A 19,831-nucleotide genomic window follows, 5' to 3' on the forward strand; every position below is an offset into this window, starting at 1 on the left:
TAATCATGCTCCTTGGGCATGGGACGGGGTCTCTGCGGCCGGGCTCGGAGGAGCCTGCCCCTCGGTGGCCGGTTCGGCGGAGGAGGGCCCGCCCTTGCGTGCACGCCAGGCGTTACGCAGCATTTCGTGCCACCGCGGACGCTTGCGCGGCGGGACATGGTCCACACCGCCCAGCGACCACGGATTGCACCTGAGGATGCGCCAGGCCGTGAGTGCCGTGCCCTTGATCGCACCATGCCGGTCAATGGCCTGGTATCCGTAGTGGGAGCACGACGGGTAGTACTTGCACACCGGCCCGAGCAGCGGGCTGATGGTCCACTGGTACAGCTTGATCAGCGCCAGCAGCGGGTACTTCATCGCGCGCCCCCTCCCAGCAGCCGCTGAAGGGCGGCATCCAGGTCTTGGGCCAGTTGTGCGTGGTCGGCGTCGCCCGCACCGGGCAGCGCTCGTACGACTACCAGGCTACCGGGGGGCAACAGGGCGACTCGATCGCGCATCAGGTGGCGAAGCCTGCGCTTCACCTTGTTGCGCACCACCGCACCGCCCACGGCCTTGCTCACGACGAAACCCGCACGCGTCGGGGGAGCGCTCTCCCCAGGCGCGTGCGGGTCCGTGGCACCGCTACGAAGGTGGACGACGAGGTACGGGCGTCCGGCCCGACGCCCCCGTCGTACCGCGGTCGCGAAGTCCTCGCGCCGCCTCAGCCGGTTCTCGGTGGGCAGCACGACGTCATGACCTGACCGGGATCAGGCGGACAGACGGGCGCGACCCTTGCTACGGCGGGACGCGAGAATCGCGCGGCCGGCACGGGTGCGCATACGCAGCCGGAAGCCGTGGGTCTTCGCGCGACGACGGTTGTTCGGCTGGAAGGTGCGCTTGCTCACTCGGGGGCTCCAGAAGAAATCGGGGTTTGCGGGGTGCCGTCTTGGCTGTCACCGTGCGCCCACGAGTAGCTCGCGTTACGCCCGAGTGCACCGCTGACCGATCATCCAAATGATCTGTGCCCATCGGAGGCAGGCGGCAGCAGCCATCGACAACTCGACCTGGTTACGGTACGCGCGGCTGCGCCATCCGGTCAAACCAGCGGTCGCCGGGAGACACTATCCACAGCCTGGGGACAACAACTTGAACCGCAGCCGTCGCCCTGACTACCGTGGCTGGACTCCGAATCGTTCCCTTGTACCTGCCCCGCCCCATTTGAATCCCGACCCGTCCCGAACCACACGTTCGTGGGACCCATGAGAGAGCGTGCCCTGTGGCTGACGTACCTGCCGATCTTGCCGCAGTGTGGCCACGAGTACTGGAGCAACTTCTCGGTGAGGGCCGCGGGCAGGGGGTCGAGGCCAAGGACGAGCACTGGATCCGGCGCTGCCAGCCGCTCGCGCTGGTCGCGGACACCGCCCTGCTCGCCGTACCGAACGAATTCGCGAAGGGCGTACTGGAGGGCCGACTGGCTCCGATCGTCAGCGAGACGCTGAGCCGTGAGTGCGGCCGTCCGATCCGCATCGCGATCACCGTCGACGACTCCGCCGGCGAGCCCCCGGCCCCGCCGGCCCGTCCCCAGCCGCGCTATGAGGAGCCTGAGCTCCCCTCCGGACAGTACGAGGGATACGGCCGCCACCGCGCCGACGACTCCAGGCACGGCCGCGCCGAACAGCCCCCCGGGCCGCAGGGCGACCAGCTCCCGGCGCCCCGCTCGGACCAGCTCCCGACCGCGCGCCCCGCATACCCCTCCGAGTACCAACGCCCCGAACCCGGCGGCTGGCAGCGCCCGACCCAGGACGAGTACGGCTGGCAGCAGCAGCGGCTCGGCTTCCCGGAGCGCGACCCGTACGCGTCGCCGTCGCAGGAGCCGTACGGGCAGGACGCGTACGGGCAGGAGTCGTACGGCTCACACGCACAGGAGCCGTACGCGCCGCCGCCCCAGGACTACCGCCCGCAGTCGATGGAGCGCCCGTCGTACGACACACAGCGCCCCGACTACGACCAGCGACCGGACTACGGCTCGCGACCGGACCGTGACTCGTCCCGCCCCGACTACGACCAGCGCGACGCCCGCCGTGACCTGCCCGAGCCGCCGTCCGGCGGCGGGCACGTCCACCGCGGCGGTCCCGTCGGTTCGCGCCTGCCCACCACCGGAGCTCCCGGCCCACTGGCCGCGCAGCCCGCGCCGGCGACCGGCCCGGGTGAGCCGACCGCGCGCCTGAATCCGAAGTACCTCTTCGACACATTCGTCATCGGCGCATCGAACCGCTTCGCGCACGCGGCCGCGGTCGCCGTCGCCGAGGCGCCCGCGAAGGCGTACAACCCCCTGTTCATCTACGGGGAGTCCGGACTCGGCAAGACGCACCTGCTGCACGCGATCGGGCACTACGCGCGCAGCCTCTACCCGGGCACACGCGTGCGGTATGTCAGCTCGGAAGAGTTCACCAACGAGTTCATCAACTCCATCCGCGACGGCAAGGGCGACAGCTTTCGCAAGCGGTACCGCGAGATGGACATCCTGCTCGTCGACGACATCCAGTTCCTGGCGGACAAGGAGTCGACGCAGGAGGAGTTCTTCCACACCTTCAACACGCTCCACAACGCGAACAAGCAGATCGTGCTGTCCAGCGACCGGCCGCCCAAGCAGCTGGTGACGCTGGAGGACCGACTGCGGAACCGTTTCGAATGGGGACTGATCACCGACGTCCAGCCGCCCGAGCTGGAGACGCGCATCGCGATCCTGCGCAAGAAGGCGGTGCAGGAACAGCTCAACGCCCCGCCGGAGGTACTGGAGTTCATCGCCTCGCGGATCTCACGGAACATCCGTGAGCTGGAGGGCGCGCTGATCCGGGTAACGGCGTTCGCCTCGCTCAACCGGCAGCCGGTGGACCTGGGCCTGACGGAGATCGTCCTCAAGGACCTGATCCCCGGCGGCGAGGACTCCACACCGGAAATCACCTCGACGGCCATCATGAGCGCGACCGCCGACTACTTCGGCCTCACGGTCGAGGATCTGTGCGGCAGCTCGCGCGGCCGCCAGCTCGTCACCGCCCGGCAGATCGCCATGTACCTGTGCCGCGAGCTGACGGACCTCTCGCTGCCGAAGATCGGCGCGCTGTTCGGCGGCCGCGACCACACGACGGTGATGCACGCCGACCGCAAGATCCGCAATCTGATGGCCGAGCGGCGCTCCATCTACAACCAGGTCACGGAGCTCACCAACCGCATCAAGAACGGCTGACAGAGACAGTCGTACGGCGCCGAGGGCGCCCCGGGGCGAGATCCCCCGGGGCGCCCTTCGTTGTTCCCCGGACATCTGCTGTTCGAATACCTGCCGCGTTACGGCCTCTCTCCACAGATCCGGCGACTTTTTCCCGTCCACATCCTGGGGACTGGGAAGTTGTCCAGATCGTGTCCACAGAGGACGCTGTCGATAGGCCATCAGACGAGGTCAACTACTTGTGGATTGGTGGATGAACGATCTCCACAGGCTGTGGACAGAGAACTGATCCACAGCCTGTGCATGGAGTTGTCCACCGGCAACCCACAGGCTGAGGCCGGTTGTCCCCAGTGATCCCCGGCTTCTCCACATCGCTGTCCACTGTTCGGCAACGCGACGCGCCTCCTCACCGAGTCGAGTGAAAGGCGTCACACGAAGGTGCCGGGTTGGGCTGTGGGAAAGGCGGGTAAAGCTGGGGACGGCTCTGGGGAGAAGTGCCCTCAGGCTGTGCATGGGGTGTGCAGAACTTTCCGTTCTCCACAGAGAGCCCCGGTTGTCCACCGCTCCCGCCCACAGGGCCAGTGGACAAAATCTTGCCGCTGACCTGCGTAAACGGGGTTATCCACGGTATCCACAGGCCCTACTACTACTCCCGACTAGAGAGAGCGAGGAATCCGTTTCGAAGGGGGTCCTGTGCACAACTCGCTGTCCGGCTCCCGGCTGCCCCTCGTCACGACTTGACCCCGAGAGGCACCTACTGTCAGTGGGGTGCGTCAGACTGTTCCCCGGTGTCCTTCCCCTCACTGGGGCTGAAGACACCGAGTCAGACGACAAAGCCAGGCAGGCCGAGAAGCGCCGGCAACAGCAGGAGGCGGCAACAGTGAAGATCCGGGTGGAACGCGACGTACTCGCGGAGGCAGTGGCCTGGGCGGCACGCAGCCTCCCGGCCCGTCCGCCGGCGCCTGTCCTCGCCGGCCTCCTGCTGAAGGCCGAGGACGGCCAGCTGAGCCTGTCCAGCTTCGACTACGAGGTCTCGGCGCGTGTGTCCGTCGAGGCCGAGGTCGAGGAGGAGGGCACGGTTCTCGTCTCCGGCCGTCTGCTCGCCGACATCTCCCGCGCCCTCCCCAACCGCCCGGTGGAGATTTCCACAGAAGGTGTACGGGCGACGGTGGTCTGCGGCTCCTCGCGGTTCACACTCCACACCCTGCCTGTGGAGGAGTACCCGGCCCTGCCTCAGATGCCGAACGCCACGGGCACGGTCCCTGGCGAGGTCTTCGCGTCCGCGGCCGCCCAGGTGGCGATCGCCGCGGGCCGCGACGACACACTGCCCGTGCTCACCGGTGTGCGCATCGAGATCGAGGGCGACACGGTCACGCTGGCGTCCACCGACCGCTACCGCTTCGCGGTCCGAGAGTTCCTGTGGAAGCCGGAGAACCCCGAGGCGTCCGCGGTGGCCCTGGTGCCCGCCAAGACGCTCCTGGACACTGCCAAGGCCCTCACGAGCGGCGACAGCGTCATCCTGGCGCTGTCCGGCGGTGGGTCGGGCGAGGGCCTGATCGGTTTCGAGGGCGCTGGCCGTCGTACGACGACGCGTCTGCTGGAGGGCGACCTCCCGAAGTACCGCTCGCTGTTCCCGACGGAGTTCAACTCCGTGGCCGTCATCGAGACCGCCCCCTTCGTGGAGGCCGTCAAGCGTGTGGCCCTGGTCGCCGAGCGCAACACCCCGGTGCGGCTCAGCTTCGAGCAGGGCGTGCTGATCCTGGAGGCAGGTTCCAGCGACGACGCACAGGCTGTGGAGCGGGTCGACGCCCAGCTGGAGGGCGACGACGTCTCGATCGCCTTCAACCCGACGTTCCTGTTGGACGGCCTGAGCGCCATCGACTCCCCGGTGGCCCAGCTGTCCTTCACGACGTCGACCAAGCCCGCGCTGCTCAGCGGCAAGCCGGCGGTGGACGCCGAGGCGGACGAGGCCTACAAGTACCTGATCATGCCGGTGCGGCTGAGCGGCTGAGCGGCCCCCTTCAGGAAACCCGCAGGTCGGGGCATACGTATGAGCGCGTATGCCCACAGATGTGCGCGAGCGTCCGGGTTTAGGCTCGGACGCAGGTACGAAAGTGCCGCGGTACGAATGCCCGTACGGGAGTGCCGTCACGTCACGTCGCAAAACCTAAGGAACAACTGATGGAGCTCGGTCTCGTCGGCCTCGGCAAGATGGGCGGCAACATGCGCGAGCGGATACGCCGCGCAGGCCACACCGTCGTCGGATACGACCGCAACCCGGACCTCGCCGATGTCCACAGCCTCGAAGAGCTTGTGGGCAAGCTCGAGGGCCCGCGCGTCGTATGGGTGATGGTGCCGGCCGGTGCCGCGACCCAGTCGACCGTCGACGAGCTCGCCGAGCTGCTGGAGCCCGGTGACGTCGTCGTGGACGGCGGGAACTCGCGCTGGACGGACGACGAGAAGCACGCCGAGGAGCTGGCGGCCAAGGGCATCGGCTTCGTCGACTGCGGCGTCTCCGGCGGCGTCTGGGGCCTGGAGAACGGCTACGCGCTGATGTACGGCGGAGACGCGGAGAACGTCGCCAAGGTGCAGCCGATCTTCGACGCCCTCAAGCCCGAGGGCGATGCCGGTTCGGTGCACGCCGGCAAGGTGGGCGCGGGCCACTTCGCGAAGATGGTCCACAACGGCATCGAGTACGCGATGATGCAGGCCTACGCCGAGGGCTGGGAGCTCCTGGAGAAGGTCGATTCCGTGACCGACGTCCGGGAGGTCTTCCGCTCCTGGCAGGAGGGCACCGTCATCCGCTCCTGGCTGCTCGACCTCGCGGTCAACGCCCTCGACGAGGATGAGCACCTGGACAGGCTCAGGGGTTTTGCACAGGACTCCGGCGAGGGACGCTGGACTGTGGAAGCCGCCATCGACAACGCCGTACCGCTCCCCGCGATCACGGCCTCCCTCTTCGCGCGGTTCGCGTCGCGCCAGGAGGACTCTCCGCAGATGAAGATGATCGCGGCGCTGCGGAACCAGTTCGGCGGCCACGCGGTCGAGAAGAAGTAATGCCGGTCGAGAAGAAGTAATCCACAGGACCGCCCGGCGGTCCACAACCTGGGGGAGGTCGGCGCACGACCATGCACGTCACGCATCTGTCGCTGGCCGACTTCCGCTCGTACGCCCGGGTCGAAGTCCCGCTCGACCCGGGCGTGACCGCCTTCGTCGGCCCGAACGGGCAGGGCAAGACGAACCTCGTGGAGGCGATCGGCTACCTGGCCACCCTCGGCAGCCACCGCGTCTCCTCCGACGCCCCCCTCGTCCGTATGGGCGCCGACCGCGCGGTCATCCGGGCGCAGGTGCGGCAGGGCGAGCGGCAGCAGCTGGTCGAGCTGGAGCTGAACCCGGGCAAGGCGAACCGCGCCCGGATCAACAGGTCCTCGCAGGTCAGGCCGCGTGATGTGCTCGGCATCGTGCGCACTGTCCTGTTCGCCCCCGAGGACCTCGCCCTGGTCAAGGGCGACCCCGGGGAGCGGCGCCGCTTCCTCGACGAGCTGATCACCGCCCGCTCCCCGCGCATGGCCGGCGTCCGCTCCGACTACGACCGGGTCCTCAAGCAGCGCAACACCCTGCTGAAGTCGGCCGCGCTGGCCCGTCGGCACGGCGGCCGCTCCATGGACCTGTCCACGCTCGACGTCTGGGACCAGCACCTCGCGCGGGTGGGCGGCGAACTGCTCGCCCAGCGTCTGGACCTGGTAGCAGCCCTTCAGCCGCTCGCCGACAAGGCGTACGAACAGCTGGCCCCCGGCGGCGGCCCGGTCGCCCTGGAGTACAAGCCGTCCGCGCCGGGCGAGGCACACACCCGCGAGGACCTCTACGAGCAGCTCATGGCCGCGCTGGCCGACGCCCGCAAGCAGGAGATCGAGCGGGGCGTCACCCTCGTAGGGCCTCATCGAGACGATCTGGTTCTCAAACTCGGTCAGCTGCCCGCCAAGGGGTACGCATCCCACGGCGAGTCGTGGTCCTATGCGCTGGCGCTGCGCCTGGCGTCGTACGACCTGCTCAGAGCCGAGGGCAACGAGCCGGTGCTCGTCCTCGACGACGTCTTCGCCGAGCTGGACACCCGTCGCCGCGAACGTCTGGCCGAGCTGGTCGCGCCCGGAGAGCAGGTCCTGGTGACGGCCGCGGTCGACGACGACGTACCGCATGTACTGACCGGGACGCGGTTCACGGTGTCGGACGGGACGGTGGAGCGCGCGTGAGCACGGACGAACCCGCCCCCCGGGTCCCCGGACAGAAGGCCGAACCCTCCGGCGTCGACCTCGCGCGCGTGGCGCTCAGGGCGGCGAAGGAACAGGCACGCGCGCGTGGGGACGCGGCGCAGCAGAAGAAGCAGGCGCGCCGCGGGGGCCTGCGCTCCGGCGCGCGTGCCGACGGCCGCGACCCCATGGCGCTGGGCGCCGCCATCAACCGCCTCATCACCGAGCGCGGTTGGGAAGCCCCGGCGGCGGTGGGCGGCGTGATGGGCCGCTGGCCGGAGATCGTCGGCGAGGACCTGGCCAAGCACTGCGTCCCCGAGAAGTACGACGAGGACGAGCGGGTCCTGGCCGTGCGCTGCGATTCCACGGCCTGGGCGACGAATCTGCGCCTGCTCGCCCCGCAGTTGGTGGCACGGCTCAACGAGGACCTGGGCCACGGCGCGGTGAAGATGATCAAGGTGCACGGCCCCGGTGGCCCCGCCCGCCGCTACGGGCCGCTGCGGGCCCCCGGAAGCACGGGCCCCGGCGACACCTATGGGTGAGGTACATCACAGTCGCGGACGCTCCGGCGACGCCGTCGAGCAACCGCGCGCGGTTGCGAATCCTGACCTGACTCCCAAGTAGCCAAGGGTTGACAGCCGGAAGCGCTGAGTGCCTCCGTGAGCCTCTTGGAGCCCCGCTCCGCATATGGGGACCCGGCCGAGACCGGTTGAGGGCGCCACATGCGGACTCAGGTACCGGCAAACCCCCATCACTGTCGGCGCTACCGGTAGACTGGAAGCCAATCCCGCCCCCATCGTGGGGACCGTCCGGGAAAAGCTGAGCAACGCTGATCAAGGCTTACCAACGCAACATGCCGCAGCCGCTCCGGCAACCCGCCGACGAGCCTGGCTCGTGCTGTGCCAGAAAGGGCGCTTCGTGGCCGATTCCGGCAACCCCAACGAGAACATCCCGTCCATCGACGCCGGCGCGAACGGCGAGGCCGAAACCTCCAACGGCGAGGTAACGGCCTCGTACGACGCCAGCGCCATCACCGTCCTCGAGGGTCTGGACGCGGTCCGCAAGCGACCCGGTATGTACATCGGCTCGACCGGTGAGCGAGGACTCCACCACCTCGTGTACGAGGTCGTCGACAACTCCGTCGACGAGGCGCTGGCCGGCCACGCGGACACCATCGAGGTGACGATCCTCGCCGACGGCGGTGTACGCGTCGTCGACAACGGCCGTGGCATCCCGGTGGGCATCGTCGCCTCCGAGAACAAGCCGGCCCTCGAGGTCGTGCTGACCGTGCTGCACGCGGGCGGCAAGTTCGGCGGCGGAGGCTACGCGGTCTCCGGTGGTCTGCACGGCGTGGGCGTCTCCGTCGTGAACGCGCTGTCCTCGAAGGTCGCCGTCGAGGTCAAGACCGACGGGCACCGGTGGACGCAGGACTACAAGATGGGCGTCCCCACGGCGCCGCTCGTCCAGCACGAGGCCACCGAGGAGACCGGCACCTCGGTCACCTTCTGGGCCGACGGTGACATCTTCGAGACCACGGACTACTCCTTCGAGACGCTCTCGCGGCGCTTCCAGGAGATGGCGTTCCTCAACAAGGGTTTGACGATCAAACTCACTGACGAGCGCGAGTCGGCGAAGGCCACCTCCGGGGCGGACGAGGCGGGCGCGGACGAAACCGCCGAGGTCAAGACGGTCACGTACCACTACGAGGGCGGCATCGTCGACTTCGTGAAGTACCTCAACTCCCGCAAGGGAGAGGCGGTGCACCCGTCGGTGATCGACCTCGAGGCCGAGGACAAGGACAAGAGCCTCTCCCTCGAAGTCGCGATGCAGTGGAACAGCGGTTACAGCGAGGGCGTGTACTCCTTCGCCAACATCATCCACACGCACGAGGGCGGTACGCACGAAGAGGGCTTCCGCGCTGCGCTGACCAACCTGATCAACAAGTACGCGCGCGACAAGAAGCTGCTGCGTGAGAAGGACGACAACCTCACGGGTGACGACATCCGCGAGGGTCTGACCGCGATCATCTCGGTGAAGCTCAGCGAGCCGCAGTTCGAGGGCCAGACGAAGACCAAGCTGGGCAATACGGAGGCGAAGACCTTCGTCCAGAAGGCCGTCTACGAGCACCTCAACGACTGGCTGGACCGCAACCCGGTCGAGGCGGCGGACATCGTCCGCAAGGGCATCCAGGCGGCCACCGCGCGCGTGGCGGCCCGCAAGGCCCGGGACCTGACGCGCCGTAAGGGCCTGCTGGAGACCGCGTCCCTGCCGGGCAAGCTCTCCGACTGCCAGTCGAACGACCCCATCAAGTGCGAGATCTTCATCGTCGAGGGTGACTCCGCCGGCGGCTCGGCCAAGTCCGGCCGCAACCCGGAGTACCAGGCGATCCTCCCGATCCGCGGCAAGATCCTCAACGTGGAGAAGGCGCGGATCGACAAGATCCTGCAGAACCAGGAGATCCAGGCGCTGATCTCCGCCTTCGGTACCGGAGTCCACGAGGACTTCGACATCGCCAGGCTGCGCTATCACAAGATCATCCTGATGGCGGACGCCGACGTCGACGGTCAGCACATCAACACCCTGCTGCTGACCTTCCTGTTCCGCTTCATGCGGCCGCTGGTCGAGGCCGGGCACGTGTTCCTCTCCCGTCCCCCGCTGTACAAGATCAAGTGGGGCCGGGAGGAGGCCGAGTACGCGTACTCCGACCGCGAGCGCGACGCGCTGATCGAGCTGGGCCGCCAGCGCGGCAAGCGGATCCGGGAGGACTCCATCCAGCGCTTCAAGGGTCTCGGCGAGATGAACGCCGAGGAGCTGCGTATCACGACGATGGACCAGGAGCACCGGGTGCTCGGCCAGGTCACCCTCGATGACGCCGCCCAGGCCGACGACCTGTTCTCGGTCCTCATGGGCGAGGACGTCGAGGCGCGCCGCCAGTTCATCCAGCGCAACGCCAAGGACGTCCGCTTCCTCGACATCTGAGTCGGTCTCAGCTGACCGCACCAGGAAGGATCTTCACCAGCAATGACCGACGAGAACACCCCGTTCACGCCTGAAGAAGGCGGCGTTATCGCCCAGCGTGTCGAGCCCGTCGGGCTCGAGACGGAGATGCAGCGCTCGTACCTCGACTACGCGATGTCCGTCATCGTCTCGCGTGCGCTGCCGGACGTGCGGGACGGGCTCAAGCCCGTCCACCGCCGCGTCCTGTACGCCATGTACGACGGCGGCTACCGCCCCGAGCGCGGCTTCTACAAGTGTGCCCGTGTCGTCGGCGACGTCATGGGCAACTACCACCCGCACGGCGACTCCTCGATCTACGACGCGCTGGTCCGCCTCGCGCAGTCGTGGTCGATGCGGATGCCGCTGGTCGACTCGAACGGCAACTTCGGCTCTCCGGGCAACGACCCGGCGGCGGCCATGCGCTACACCGAGTGCAAGATGGCGCCGCTGTCGATGGAGATGGTCCGTGACATCGACGAGGAGACCGTCGACTTCACGGACAACTACGACGGCCGCTCCCAGGAGCCGACCGTCCTGCCGGCCCGCTTCCCGAACCTGCTGATCAACGGCTCGGCAGGTATCGCGGTCGGTATGGCGACCAACATCCCGCCGCACAACCTGCGTGAGGTCGCGGCCGGCGCCCAGTGGTACCTGGAGAACCCGGAGGCCTCCCACGAGGAGCTCCTGGACGCCCTGATCGAGCGCATCAAGGGCCCCGACTTCCCGACGGGCGCCCTTGTGGTGGGCCGTAAGGGCATCGAGGAGGCCTATCGCACGGGCCGCGGCTCCATCACCATGCGCGCGGTCGTCGAGGTCGAGGAGATCCAGAACCGCCAGTGCCTGGTGGTCACGGAGCTGCCCTACCAGGTCAACCCGGACAACCTCGCGCAGAAGATCGCCGATCTGGTGAAGGACGGCAAGATCGGCGGCATCGCGGACGTCCGTGACGAGACGTCGTCCCGTACCGGCCAGCGTCTGGTCATCGTCCTGAAGAGGGACGCGGTCGCCAAGGTCGTACTGAACAACCTCTACAAGCACACCGACCTGCAGACGAACTTCGGCGCGAACATGCTGGCGCTGGTCGACGGCGTGCCGCGCACCCTCTCCCTGGACGCGTTCATCCGCCACTGGGTGACGCATCAGATCGAGGTCATCGTCCGCCGTACGCGCTTCCGCCTGCGCAAGGCCGAGGAGCGCGCGCACATCCTGCGCGGTCTGCTGAAGGCCCTGGACGCCATCGACGAGGTCATCGCGCTGATTCGGCGCAGCGACACCGTCGACATCGCGCGCACGGGCCTGATGGGCCTCCTGGAGATCGACGAGATCCAGGCCAACGCGATCCTCGAGATGCAGCTGCGGCGCCTGGCCGCCCTGGAGCGGCAGAAGATCGTCCAGGAGCACGACGAACTCCAGGCGAAGATCACCGAGTACAACGAGATCCTCGCCTCGCCCGTCCGCCAGCGCGGCATCGTCAGCGAGGAACTGGCCGCGATCGTCGAGAAGTACGGCGACGACCGCAAGACCATGCTGGTGCCCTACGACGGCGACATGTCCATCGAGGACCTGATCGCCGAGGAGGACATCGTCGTCACCGTCACGCGCGGCGGCTATGTCAAGCGCACCAAGACGGACGACTACCGGGCGCAGAAGCGCGGCGGCAAGGGCGTACGCGGCGCGAAGCTGAAGGAAGACGACATCGTCGACCACTTCTTCGTGTCGACCACGCACCACTGGCTGCTGTTCTTCACCAACAAGGGCCGTGTCTACCGGGCGAAGGCGTACGAGCTGCCCGACGCCGGACGTGACGCGCGTGGACAGCACGTCGCGAACCTGCTGGCGTTCCAGCCGGACGAGGCGATCGCCGAGATCCTCGCGATCCGCGACTACGAGGCGGTGCCGTACCTGGTGCTGGCCACCAAGGGTGGTCTGGTGAAGAAGACGCCTCTGAAGGATTACGATTCGCCGCGTTCCGGCGGCGTCATCGCGATCAATCTCCGTGAAACGCCGGACGGTTCCGACGATGAACTGATCGGAGCCGAACTCGTCTCGTCCGATGATGATCTGCTTCTGATCAGCAAGAAGGCGCAGTCGATCAGGTTCACCGCCACTGACGAAGCCCTGCGGCCCATGGGCCGTGCGACCTCGGGTGTCAAGGGCATGAGCTTCCGCGAGAGCGACGAGCTCCTCTCGATGAATGTTGTTCGACCCGGTACGTTCGTGTTCACTGCTACGGACGGTGGGTACGCGAAGCGGACCGCCGTCGACGAGTACCGCGTTCAAGGACGCGGCGGCCTCGGTATCAAGGCCGCCAAGATCGTTGAGGACCGCGGATCGCTCGTCGGTGCGCTGGTGGTCGAGGAGACCGACGAGATCCTCGCCATCACGCTGTCCGGCGGTGTGATTCGTACGCGAGTCAACGAGATCAGGGAGACGGGCCGTGACACCATGGGCGTCCAACTGATCAACCTGGGCAAGCGCGATGCCGTGGTCGGCATCGCACGTAACGCCGAGGCGGGGCGCGAGGCGGAGGAGGTCGACGGCGACATCGCCGTCGACGAGACCGCCGAAGATGCCCCGACCACCGGTACGGACGAGGGTGAGGTGCCCTCGGCCGAGTAGCACGAGGAGAGAGTCATCGTGAGCGGAGCCACGGGCGCCGGTTCGGTCGGGTCGACCGGTACCTCTGCCGGTAAGGAAACGGACGGCGGCGGCCGTGGCTCCGCCGCGAAACCGACAGACTCGCACACGACCAACCTGCAGGCGATCAAGCCAGGCGCGACCGAGTCGCACTCGCCCGACACGCATGGATCCCAGGGGGGAACTGTGACGGACACCCGAGGTCCGCAGGCCGAGCGGCCCGCCCCCGGCGCGCGCCGGACCACGGCCCCGGCCACTCCGGGCGCCCAGCCGCAGCCGGCGCCGCCCGAGGCCGGTTCCCCGCTTCCGGGGGAACGGCAGCCGCAGCAGCCCGCCGGGCCCTACCACCCGCCGCAGGCCTACCCGGCGCAGCCCGCCTCCGCGGGTGCCGTACGCAGGCCCCGCACCGGCGCGCGCACCACGCCCCGTACCCGCAAGGCCCGGCTGCGCGTGGCGAAGGCCGACCCGTGGTCGGTGATGAAGGTCAGCTTCCTGCTCTCCATCGCGCTGGGCATCTGCACGATCGTGGCGGCCGCCGTGCTGTGGATGGTCATGGACGCGATGGGCGTCTTCTCGACGGTCGGCGGCACGATCTCGGAGGCGACCGGCTCGAACGAGTCGAACGGCTTCGACCTCCAGTCGTTCCTGTCGCTTCCGAACGTCCTGATGTTCACGACGATCATCGCGGTCATCGACGTCGTCCTCGCGACCGCCCTCGCGACCCTCGGCGCGTTCATCTACAACCTCTCCGCCGGCTTCGTCGGCGGCATCGAGCTGACGCTCGCCGAGGACGAGTGAACACGCTTCTCCGCGCCTTCTGAGGGGCCCCTGACAACCGATTTTGGGACTGCCCACGTCGTGCGCTAATCTTCAGGAGTCAGCGCGCGGGACACACACCGCAGAGCGCGGCGGGGCTATAGCTCAGTTGGTTAGAGCGCATCCCTGATAAGGATGAGGCCACAGGTTCAAATCCTGTTAGCCCCACCAGCGAAAAGGCCCCCAGCCGATCATGGCTGGGGGCCTTTGACGTCAACGGGTGGCATCGACGGTTGACGACGGTTGATGCCAGTCGCCGATGCCCATCGGTGGTGACCCACCGGCGCGAAGGCCCCCCAACCGATTGCGGTTGGGGGGCCTTCGTCGTCTTCGTTGTCTTCGTATGTGGCGCTGTACGCAAGTTCGCCGCTACGTCGTAGATGTGAGAGATGGCACGTGAGGTGCCGTGCGGGGCGCTGTCAGCTCAGAAGGCGCAGCAGGGGAATGGCGGGCTCGACCGGTGCCGTGTAGGGGTCGGCGCAGGGCTCGCCGGCCGGGGCGGCCGCGTTGGCGTCCGCGAGGATGCGGTGGCGGCAGGTCGGGGTCTTGCCGTGGGCCTCGGCGCGGATGCGCTGTTTCATCGTGGGGGGCAGGGCCCTGGTGTACGCCCAGGGGGCCGGCGGCGGTGCCGTCTCCTGTGCCTTGCTGTTGCGCGTCGGCTCGGTCTGCGGTACGGCCGCGGCGGCGGTCGTCGTGATGAGTCCGAGCGCCGTGCACAGCGCGAGGAAGGCGGTGACGATGGCGGTCCACAGCTTCATGACCTTGTTCTGGGCCATGGCCCCTCACTTTCGGGTCGGGCGATTTGCGTACTTTCCTCATGATGTATATGAGTGCCGCGAAGTGGTGGACCGACGCCCGTGGCGCGTCTCTCTTCAGATCAACACCACTCGGATGGGTGCAAGAGAGGTGAAAATGGTGAGATGTGGGAGAAAGATGATCAAAGTAACCGTGCGTAGATATGTGATCACCCTCTGATCGGAGCGCTGTCGTCCACTTCTACTGGGGCGTTCCGGACGGGAGTTGGGGCCCGACTCAGGTCACCGATCGGTCTCGGTCGGTGTGTATAGTCGGGCGCCAGAGGTCCCCTACGTCAAGGAAAGACGAGGTAGCGCGGTGAAGAAGCTTCTCCTGGTCGCACTGGCCGCCATCGGCGGGCTCCTCGTGTACCGCCAGATCCAGGCGGATCGCGCCGAGCAGGATCTGTGGACGGAGGCGACTGACTCCGTGCCCACGGGTTCGTGAGTCCCGACATCGGAATTTGAACAGACCCCGGCCGCCTCGCGGTCGGGGTTTTGTGTTGCGGGTCCCGCGCCGGGGCGTCCGGAACCGGGTGTTTCGGACGCTCGTACGGATTGAGCGGATGGCGCGCGCTCCGGCGGGGCAGGATGGGCCACGGTCCCACGGTCCGGCGATGAGGGGTGGCACGTGATGGGGCGGCGTACGGCGGGGTGGCGCACGTGGGCACGACGCGGTCGTCCGTCGGCGCACGCGCGCGTAGCCGCCGGGGGGATGGTCCTGTCCCTGTGTACGGCGGCGATCCTGGCCGGCCCGCCGGCGAGGGCGGCCGACACACCGAACTCCTACGCCTTCGCCGTGAACGCCCGGTCGGTCACGGGCGCCACGAGTACCACGGACGCCGAACGCCTGGAGCCCGGCGCGACGTACCGCAGCTCCCTCCCCGCCGAGGGCAAGCTCTACTACCGCCTCGAACTCGACGCCGCCTCGACCGTGTACGTCTCCGCCACGGCCGTCCCGCGCGCCGGTACGAACGTCTCCGCCACCGACGGCATCAGGGTCTCGGTCCAGGACGCCAACAGCCGCTTCTGCTCCCGGGACACCACCAGCATCGGCTCGGGCCGCAGTCCCCGTCCCATCACGGCGCTCGGAGTGCGCGAGGCGTCGCCCGGCGGAGCCCTGTGCCAGGGCTCCGGCCCGTACTTCGTAGTCGTCGAGCGCGTCCGGAGGGCAGACTCCCCGGCGGACGCCTGGGACCTGGAACTGGCTCCCGTGTCGGAGCCGCCAACGAAGGAGAGCGGCGCGACGAGCGCGCCCGAGGTCTGGAACTCCGCCTCGCCCGAGCCCCTCACCGGCGAACCCGAGAGCCGCCCGGGCGGCGCGGGCTTCGACACGGCGGCGTCCGTCGGGCAAGGCGTCTGGCGCTCCGACATCCGGCCCGGCGAGACGCTTTTCTACGAGGTGCCCGTGGACTGGGGCCGCCAGCTCTACGCCACCGCGGACCTGGGCAGCTCGAGCAGCGGCGACGGCTTCGTCCCCAGCGCCCTGGTGATGTCCCTCTACAACCCCGTGCGCGGCTACGTCGACGACGCGGGCATCGCTTACGACGGCAGCCAGAGGTCGGCTGCCCTTTCACCGCTGCCGCCGGTCGCGTACCGCAATCGCCATGCCGTGTCCGACAAGGTCAGCGGCATGCGGTTCGCCGGCTCCTACTACCTCGTCGTGCATCTGGCGGAGCGGATGGCCGACGAGTTCGGCGACGGACCGTTCGGACTGACGCTGCGCGTGCGGGTGGAGGGCGCGGCGCAGTCCGGCCCGGGATACGCGGGTCAGGCCAAGCCGCGGGACGTCTTCCAGGTCACGGCGCAGGAACGGGAAGCGGCGGAGGAGGGCGGGACAGCCGCGGCAGGGAGCGGGACGGCCGCGGGGGGCGGCGGTGACGACTCGATGAAGGTGATCGCCGCGGGCGGAATCGGCGCGGGGACCGTGCTGCTGGTGGTGCTCGGAGCGTGGACGGTTTTGGGACGGCGGCGGGCCAAGGCCTGAGGTCGGGCGCCCGAGCGGGTGGGCGTCCGAACCAGTGGGCGAGCGGCCGGGTCGTGTGAGTGCCGTGAGCCGCCGGGGCGCACGGTTCTGTGTGCGGTTCTCTGTGCGGTCTTATGACGGCTTGGCGTGTGGCCGGGGCGGTCAGATGCGGGTCAGCGCCCAGAAACCCACGGCGTAGCAGGCCAGCGCGAGCAGCAGGAGCGGGATCGCCACCTTGGCGGGCGGACCGGAGCTCCGTGCCGGCCGTGCGGCGCGGTGGCGCGGTTGGGAACCGGCCTGGGAGACCGCTTGGGGGACTGCCTGTGGGACCGCCGGGGGGATCGCTTGCGGCATCGCCTGTGGAACTGCTTGTGGAGATGCTTGCGGAATCGCCTGTGCGGAGTGTGGAACCTGCGGGTCCTGAGCGGTGTACGAAGCAGTAGAGGCTTCAGCGCGATGGCCGCGCTGGTGGAGTGGCGCCCGCGGAGCCTGAGCCGAGTACTGCGGGCCGGGAGGTCGGGGGGAGGACAGGACGTGCGTGGAGTCGTAGGGGGAGGCGTGAGCGGGGGCGTGTCGGGCGCCCTGGTCGGATTGGGCCTGCGGCTGCGGCTGCGGCTGCGATTGTGCTTGCGTTGGCTGTGCGTGTGGTTGTGCCGGTGGTTGCCGTGGTTGCCCCTGCGCCTCGGGCTGTTCGTGATGTCTCTGTGGGGCGGGGGTCTGAGGCGAGGAGACGGTGGCCTGCGGGGGCGGCAGATGGAAGCTGCCGGTGTCCGACATGGTGATGGGCTGCACCGATCCGGTGCCCTGGCGTGGACCGACGGGCCCGACACCTGCCCCCGAGCCGGTGCCGGTGGCCGGCGAGTCCGTGCCGGGCTGCGGGGTCATGGAGGCGCCGGCCCTGTGCCGGGAGGCTTCCACCTCCGACCGCGCACCAACGGCCCCAGCTCCAGCCCCAGTTCCACTCCCGGTGCCGGTGCCGGTCCAAGTCCCGGTGCCAGTCCCAGACCCCGGTCTCGGCCCCGACCCCGTATCCGTCTTCGTCCCTGTCTCCGTCACCACTCCGGACGCCCGTTTCAGTGGCCCTTCAGGCCCGAACCCTGATGGCAGCGGGCCGAGTTGGTCGAAGATTTCGATCAGCTCGTCATCGGGTCCGGGCTCCGGCAGGAGTTCGACGGCCGAGGCGAGCGCCTTGCGCGCCCCCGTGGCCGTGCGGAAACGGGCCTGAGGGTCGGGCTGCAGCAAGGAGGCCACGACCTGCCACAGTGGCTCGGGGATGCCCTGGGGCGCGCTCGGGGTGCCGTGCGTCGCGAAGTACTGTATGAGCGCCTTGGCGTCCGGCTTGGCGCCCTCCAGCAGATACAGGGCGACCAGGCCGACGGCGAACAGGTCCGCCGGGAAGTCCGGTTCCGAGCCCAGCATCTGCTCGGGCGCGAGATAGCCGGGCGTTCCCACCACGAGGTTGGTCTCGGTCAGACGCGGTTCGCCCAGCCGCATCGCGATGCCGAAGTCGGACAGCCGCAGCCGAGGCCGTCCCGTGCCGGTGGCTTCCAGCAGCACGTTGGCGGGCTTGATGTCGCGGTGCACCACGCCTTCCGCGTGCACGGCGGCGAGCCCGGCCAGGAGCTGGTCGATCAGGGTGCAGACGAAGGCCGGTGGCAGCGGGCCGTAGTCCCCGACCAGATGGACCAGCGAACCGCCGGCGACCAGGTCCATGGTGAACAGGACCTTGTCGTCGTCGGCGGCCCAGCTGGCGGGCGCGAGCACATGGGGGTGGTCGATCCGCAGTGCCTGTTCGCGGACGAAGCGCAACAGCGAGTGCGCGTCGCTCTGCTGCAGCACCTTGGCGGCCACATAGCGGTGGCGGCGGTGGTCCCATGCGCGCCAGACGGCGCCGACACCTCCGCGACCGATCGGGTCGGCCAGTTCGTACCGGCCGGCGAAGACCTCACCCATGGCTGTCTGTCGCTCCTCCCCCTTCGGTTACCCCCTTGCTTCCCCCTCGATGAGCGATACGACCCCTCTCGCGCCCCCATCGGTGAGCGGACACGCCCCCGCGTGTCCGTCCCGGCGAGCGGCGCGACCGCCTCGCCCCCCGCGCCTCCTCGGCCGTCGGCCCGGCTGCCGAACCCCCTTCGGCGACCGGGCCGCCGGGCTCAGCTCTGGTGGGACTGGTAGTGCGCGACCGCGTCGGAGGTGCGGCCGGCGCCGTACACCCGGAGGAACTCTGCCAGTTCCGGATGGCTCGGGGCGAGAGTGTCCGCCGCATCGATGATGTCGCCCGCGGCCGCCACCGAGCGCAGTAGCGACTGGATCTCGCGCACCACCCGTTTGACCGTGGGCGCTCCCGAACTGCTGGTCGTCTGTGTGGTGTTGCTGAGCACCGAGCCCCCCTGCGACTTCTTGATCTCCTCCATGCGCTCGGTCGCCTCGGCAGCGCTGACGCTGCCGTCCGCGACCTGGCCCGCCAAGTCCTGGAGCAGTTGCACCCGCTGGACCACGGCGGGATTTCCGATCTTCGCCCGCTGACCGCTCATCAGCTGCGACAGCATCGGCGCGGACAGTCCCAGTACCCCCGCGAGACGAGCCTGGTTGAGGCCAAGATCGTCGATGAGCTTACGGAAGAGCGCCCCCAACGGCTCCCCGTACCAATTCCGCTGCAGTTCCCGCGCTCTTGCGGTGGCTTCCTGCTGTGCGGCGTCCATTGCGTCTCCCCATCGCTTCCCCAAAATGCTGTGGTTCGCTGTAGCGAACCACGCCGAGCATCTTACGGAGAGTGGTCGTCCACGGGGACCCCCAATCTTTTTGCGAGATCCCGGGGGTGACCCGGTACTCTGGTCTGCGGCGCCTCCCGGTACGCGAATCTTCCGGGCGAACGCCCATCTTCCGGGGCCTTAGCTCAGTTGGTAGAGCGCTGTCTTTGCATGGCAGATGTCAGGGGTTCGACTCCCCTAGGCTCCACCGGTAGAAGCCCCCTGAGCTGCGGAAACGCAGCTCAGGGGGCTTCTTCGCGGGTGCGGCGGTACGGTGCGCCCGCGTTTCACGTGAAACAGCCGTGGGGGGGGGGGGGGGGGGGCGGCCCCGCCCCCCCCCCCCCCCCCCCCCCGGCCGGCGCCCCCCCACCCCCCGGCGCGAGCGCGGGACCGAGGGGGGACCACACAAGACGGCGGGG

At 68.7% G+C, this 19,831-nt stretch carries 16 protein-coding genes and 2 tRNA genes; 12 read left to right on the top strand and 6 right to left on the bottom strand.

The features are described 5' to 3' along the window. Positions 1 to 3: 3 nt before the first annotated feature. From yidD to rpmH, 3 genes are read right to left on the bottom strand one after another with little or no spacing between them, the layout of a single operon-like run. A complete protein-coding gene (gene yidD, locus ABT063_RS12830) occupies positions 4 to 357 on the bottom strand; it encodes a membrane protein insertion efficiency factor YidD (protein WP_095755980.1) in 354 nt (117 codons plus the stop codon). Next, a complete protein-coding gene (gene rnpA / locus ABT063_RS12835) occupies positions 354 to 725 on the bottom strand; it encodes a ribonuclease P protein component (protein ID WP_095755979.1) in 372 nt (123 codons plus the stop codon). Before rnpA ends, yidD begins: the two co-directional genes overlap by 4 nt. Before the next feature lie 21 nt (positions 726 to 746). After that, positions 747 to 884, bottom strand: coding sequence for a 50S ribosomal protein L34 (gene rpmH, locus ABT063_RS12840; RefSeq protein WP_003956500.1), 138 nt, complete (start codon positions 882 to 884; stop codon positions 747 to 749). Positions 885 to 1,255: 371 nt separating this feature from the next. Between rpmH and dnaA the strand changes: the two genes are divergently transcribed. The 9 genes from dnaA to ABT063_RS12885 all read left to right on the top strand — a co-directional run bounded on the left by dnaA (position 1,256) and on the right by ABT063_RS12885 (position 14,073). Next, positions 1,256 to 3,226, top strand: a complete 1,971-nt coding sequence (gene dnaA, locus ABT063_RS12845) for a chromosomal replication initiator protein DnaA (RefSeq protein WP_351057285.1) — start codon at positions 1,256 to 1,258, stop codon at positions 3,224 to 3,226. Positions 3,227 to 4,085: 859 nt separating this feature from the next. Further along, positions 4,086 to 5,216 carry a DNA polymerase III subunit beta gene (dnaN, locus tag ABT063_RS12850; protein WP_095755977.1) on the top strand — a complete coding sequence of 377 codons (1,131 nt, stop codon included), beginning with the start codon at positions 4,086 to 4,088 and terminating at the stop codon, positions 5,214 to 5,216. 170 nt (positions 5,217 to 5,386) lie between these two features. Continuing rightward, positions 5,387 to 6,262: a phosphogluconate dehydrogenase (NAD(+)-dependent, decarboxylating) gene (gene gnd / locus ABT063_RS12855; RefSeq protein ID WP_351057286.1), complete on the top strand. Its 876-nt coding sequence runs from the start codon at positions 5,387 to 5,389 to the stop codon at positions 6,260 to 6,262. A 71-nt stretch (positions 6,263 to 6,333) separates the two neighbouring features. After that, complete coding sequence (recF, locus tag ABT063_RS12860) at positions 6,334 to 7,455, top strand: DNA replication/repair protein RecF (protein ID WP_351057287.1); 1,122 nt, start codon at positions 6,334 to 6,336, stop codon at positions 7,453 to 7,455. Beyond that, on the top strand, positions 7,452 to 7,994 hold the full coding sequence (locus tag ABT063_RS12865) for a DciA family protein (RefSeq protein ID WP_351057288.1): 543 nt from the start codon (positions 7,452 to 7,454) through the stop codon (positions 7,992 to 7,994). Before recF ends, ABT063_RS12865 begins: the two co-directional genes overlap by 4 nt. Positions 7,995 to 8,346: 352 nt before the next feature. Then, positions 8,347 to 10,431: a DNA topoisomerase (ATP-hydrolyzing) subunit B gene (gene gyrB, locus ABT063_RS12870; protein WP_351057289.1), complete on the top strand. Its 2,085-nt coding sequence runs from the start codon at positions 8,347 to 8,349 to the stop codon at positions 10,429 to 10,431. Positions 10,432 to 10,473: 42 nt separating this feature from the next. Further along, positions 10,474 to 13,068: a DNA gyrase subunit A gene (gene gyrA, locus ABT063_RS12875; RefSeq protein ID WP_351057290.1), complete on the top strand. Its 2,595-nt coding sequence runs from the start codon at positions 10,474 to 10,476 to the stop codon at positions 13,066 to 13,068. A gap of 18 nt (positions 13,069 to 13,086) precedes the next feature. After that, a complete protein-coding gene (locus tag ABT063_RS12880; protein WP_351057291.1) occupies positions 13,087 to 13,884 on the top strand; it encodes a DUF3566 domain-containing protein in 798 nt (265 codons plus the stop codon). Positions 13,885 to 13,996: 112 nt separating this feature from the next. Further along, a tRNA-Ile gene (locus ABT063_RS12885) sits at positions 13,997 to 14,073 on the top strand. Positions 14,074 to 14,321: 248 nt separating this feature from the next. Here ABT063_RS12885 and ABT063_RS12890 read toward each other — a convergent pair. After that, on the bottom strand, positions 14,322 to 14,678 hold the full coding sequence (locus ABT063_RS12890; protein WP_351057292.1) for a DUF6344 domain-containing protein: 357 nt from the start codon (positions 14,676 to 14,678) through the stop codon (positions 14,322 to 14,324). 337 nt (positions 14,679 to 15,015) lie between these two features. Between ABT063_RS12890 and ABT063_RS12895 the strand changes: the two genes are divergently transcribed. Next, the gene (locus ABT063_RS12895; RefSeq protein ID WP_003999697.1) at positions 15,016 to 15,144 is read left to right on the top strand and encodes a DLW-39 family protein; all 129 of its coding nucleotides are present in this window, start codon (positions 15,016 to 15,018) and stop codon (positions 15,142 to 15,144) included. A gap of 267 nt (positions 15,145 to 15,411) precedes the next feature. Continuing rightward, positions 15,412 to 16,683: a hypothetical protein gene (locus tag ABT063_RS12900; RefSeq protein ID WP_351057293.1), complete on the top strand. Its 1,272-nt coding sequence runs from the start codon at positions 15,412 to 15,414 to the stop codon at positions 16,681 to 16,683. Positions 16,684 to 16,824: 141 nt separating this feature from the next. Here ABT063_RS12900 and ABT063_RS12905 read toward each other — a convergent pair whose 3' ends face one another. Continuing rightward, positions 16,825 to 18,615, bottom strand: coding sequence for a serine/threonine-protein kinase (locus tag ABT063_RS12905; RefSeq protein ID WP_351057294.1), 1,791 nt, complete (start codon positions 18,613 to 18,615; stop codon positions 16,825 to 16,827). Between the two features lie 200 nt (positions 18,616 to 18,815). Further along, a complete protein-coding gene (locus tag ABT063_RS12910; RefSeq protein ID WP_095755966.1) occupies positions 18,816 to 19,364 on the bottom strand; it encodes a helix-turn-helix domain-containing protein in 549 nt (182 codons plus the stop codon). A gap of 183 nt (positions 19,365 to 19,547) precedes the next feature. Between ABT063_RS12910 and ABT063_RS12915 the strand changes: the two genes are divergently transcribed. Next, a tRNA-Ala gene (locus ABT063_RS12915) sits at positions 19,548 to 19,620 on the top strand. Positions 19,621 to 19,831: the final 211 nt, after the last annotated feature.

This window comes from Streptomyces sp. NPDC002838 (assembly GCF_040295365.1).
GTDB lineage: Bacteria > Actinomycetota > Actinomycetes > Streptomycetales > Streptomycetaceae > Streptomyces.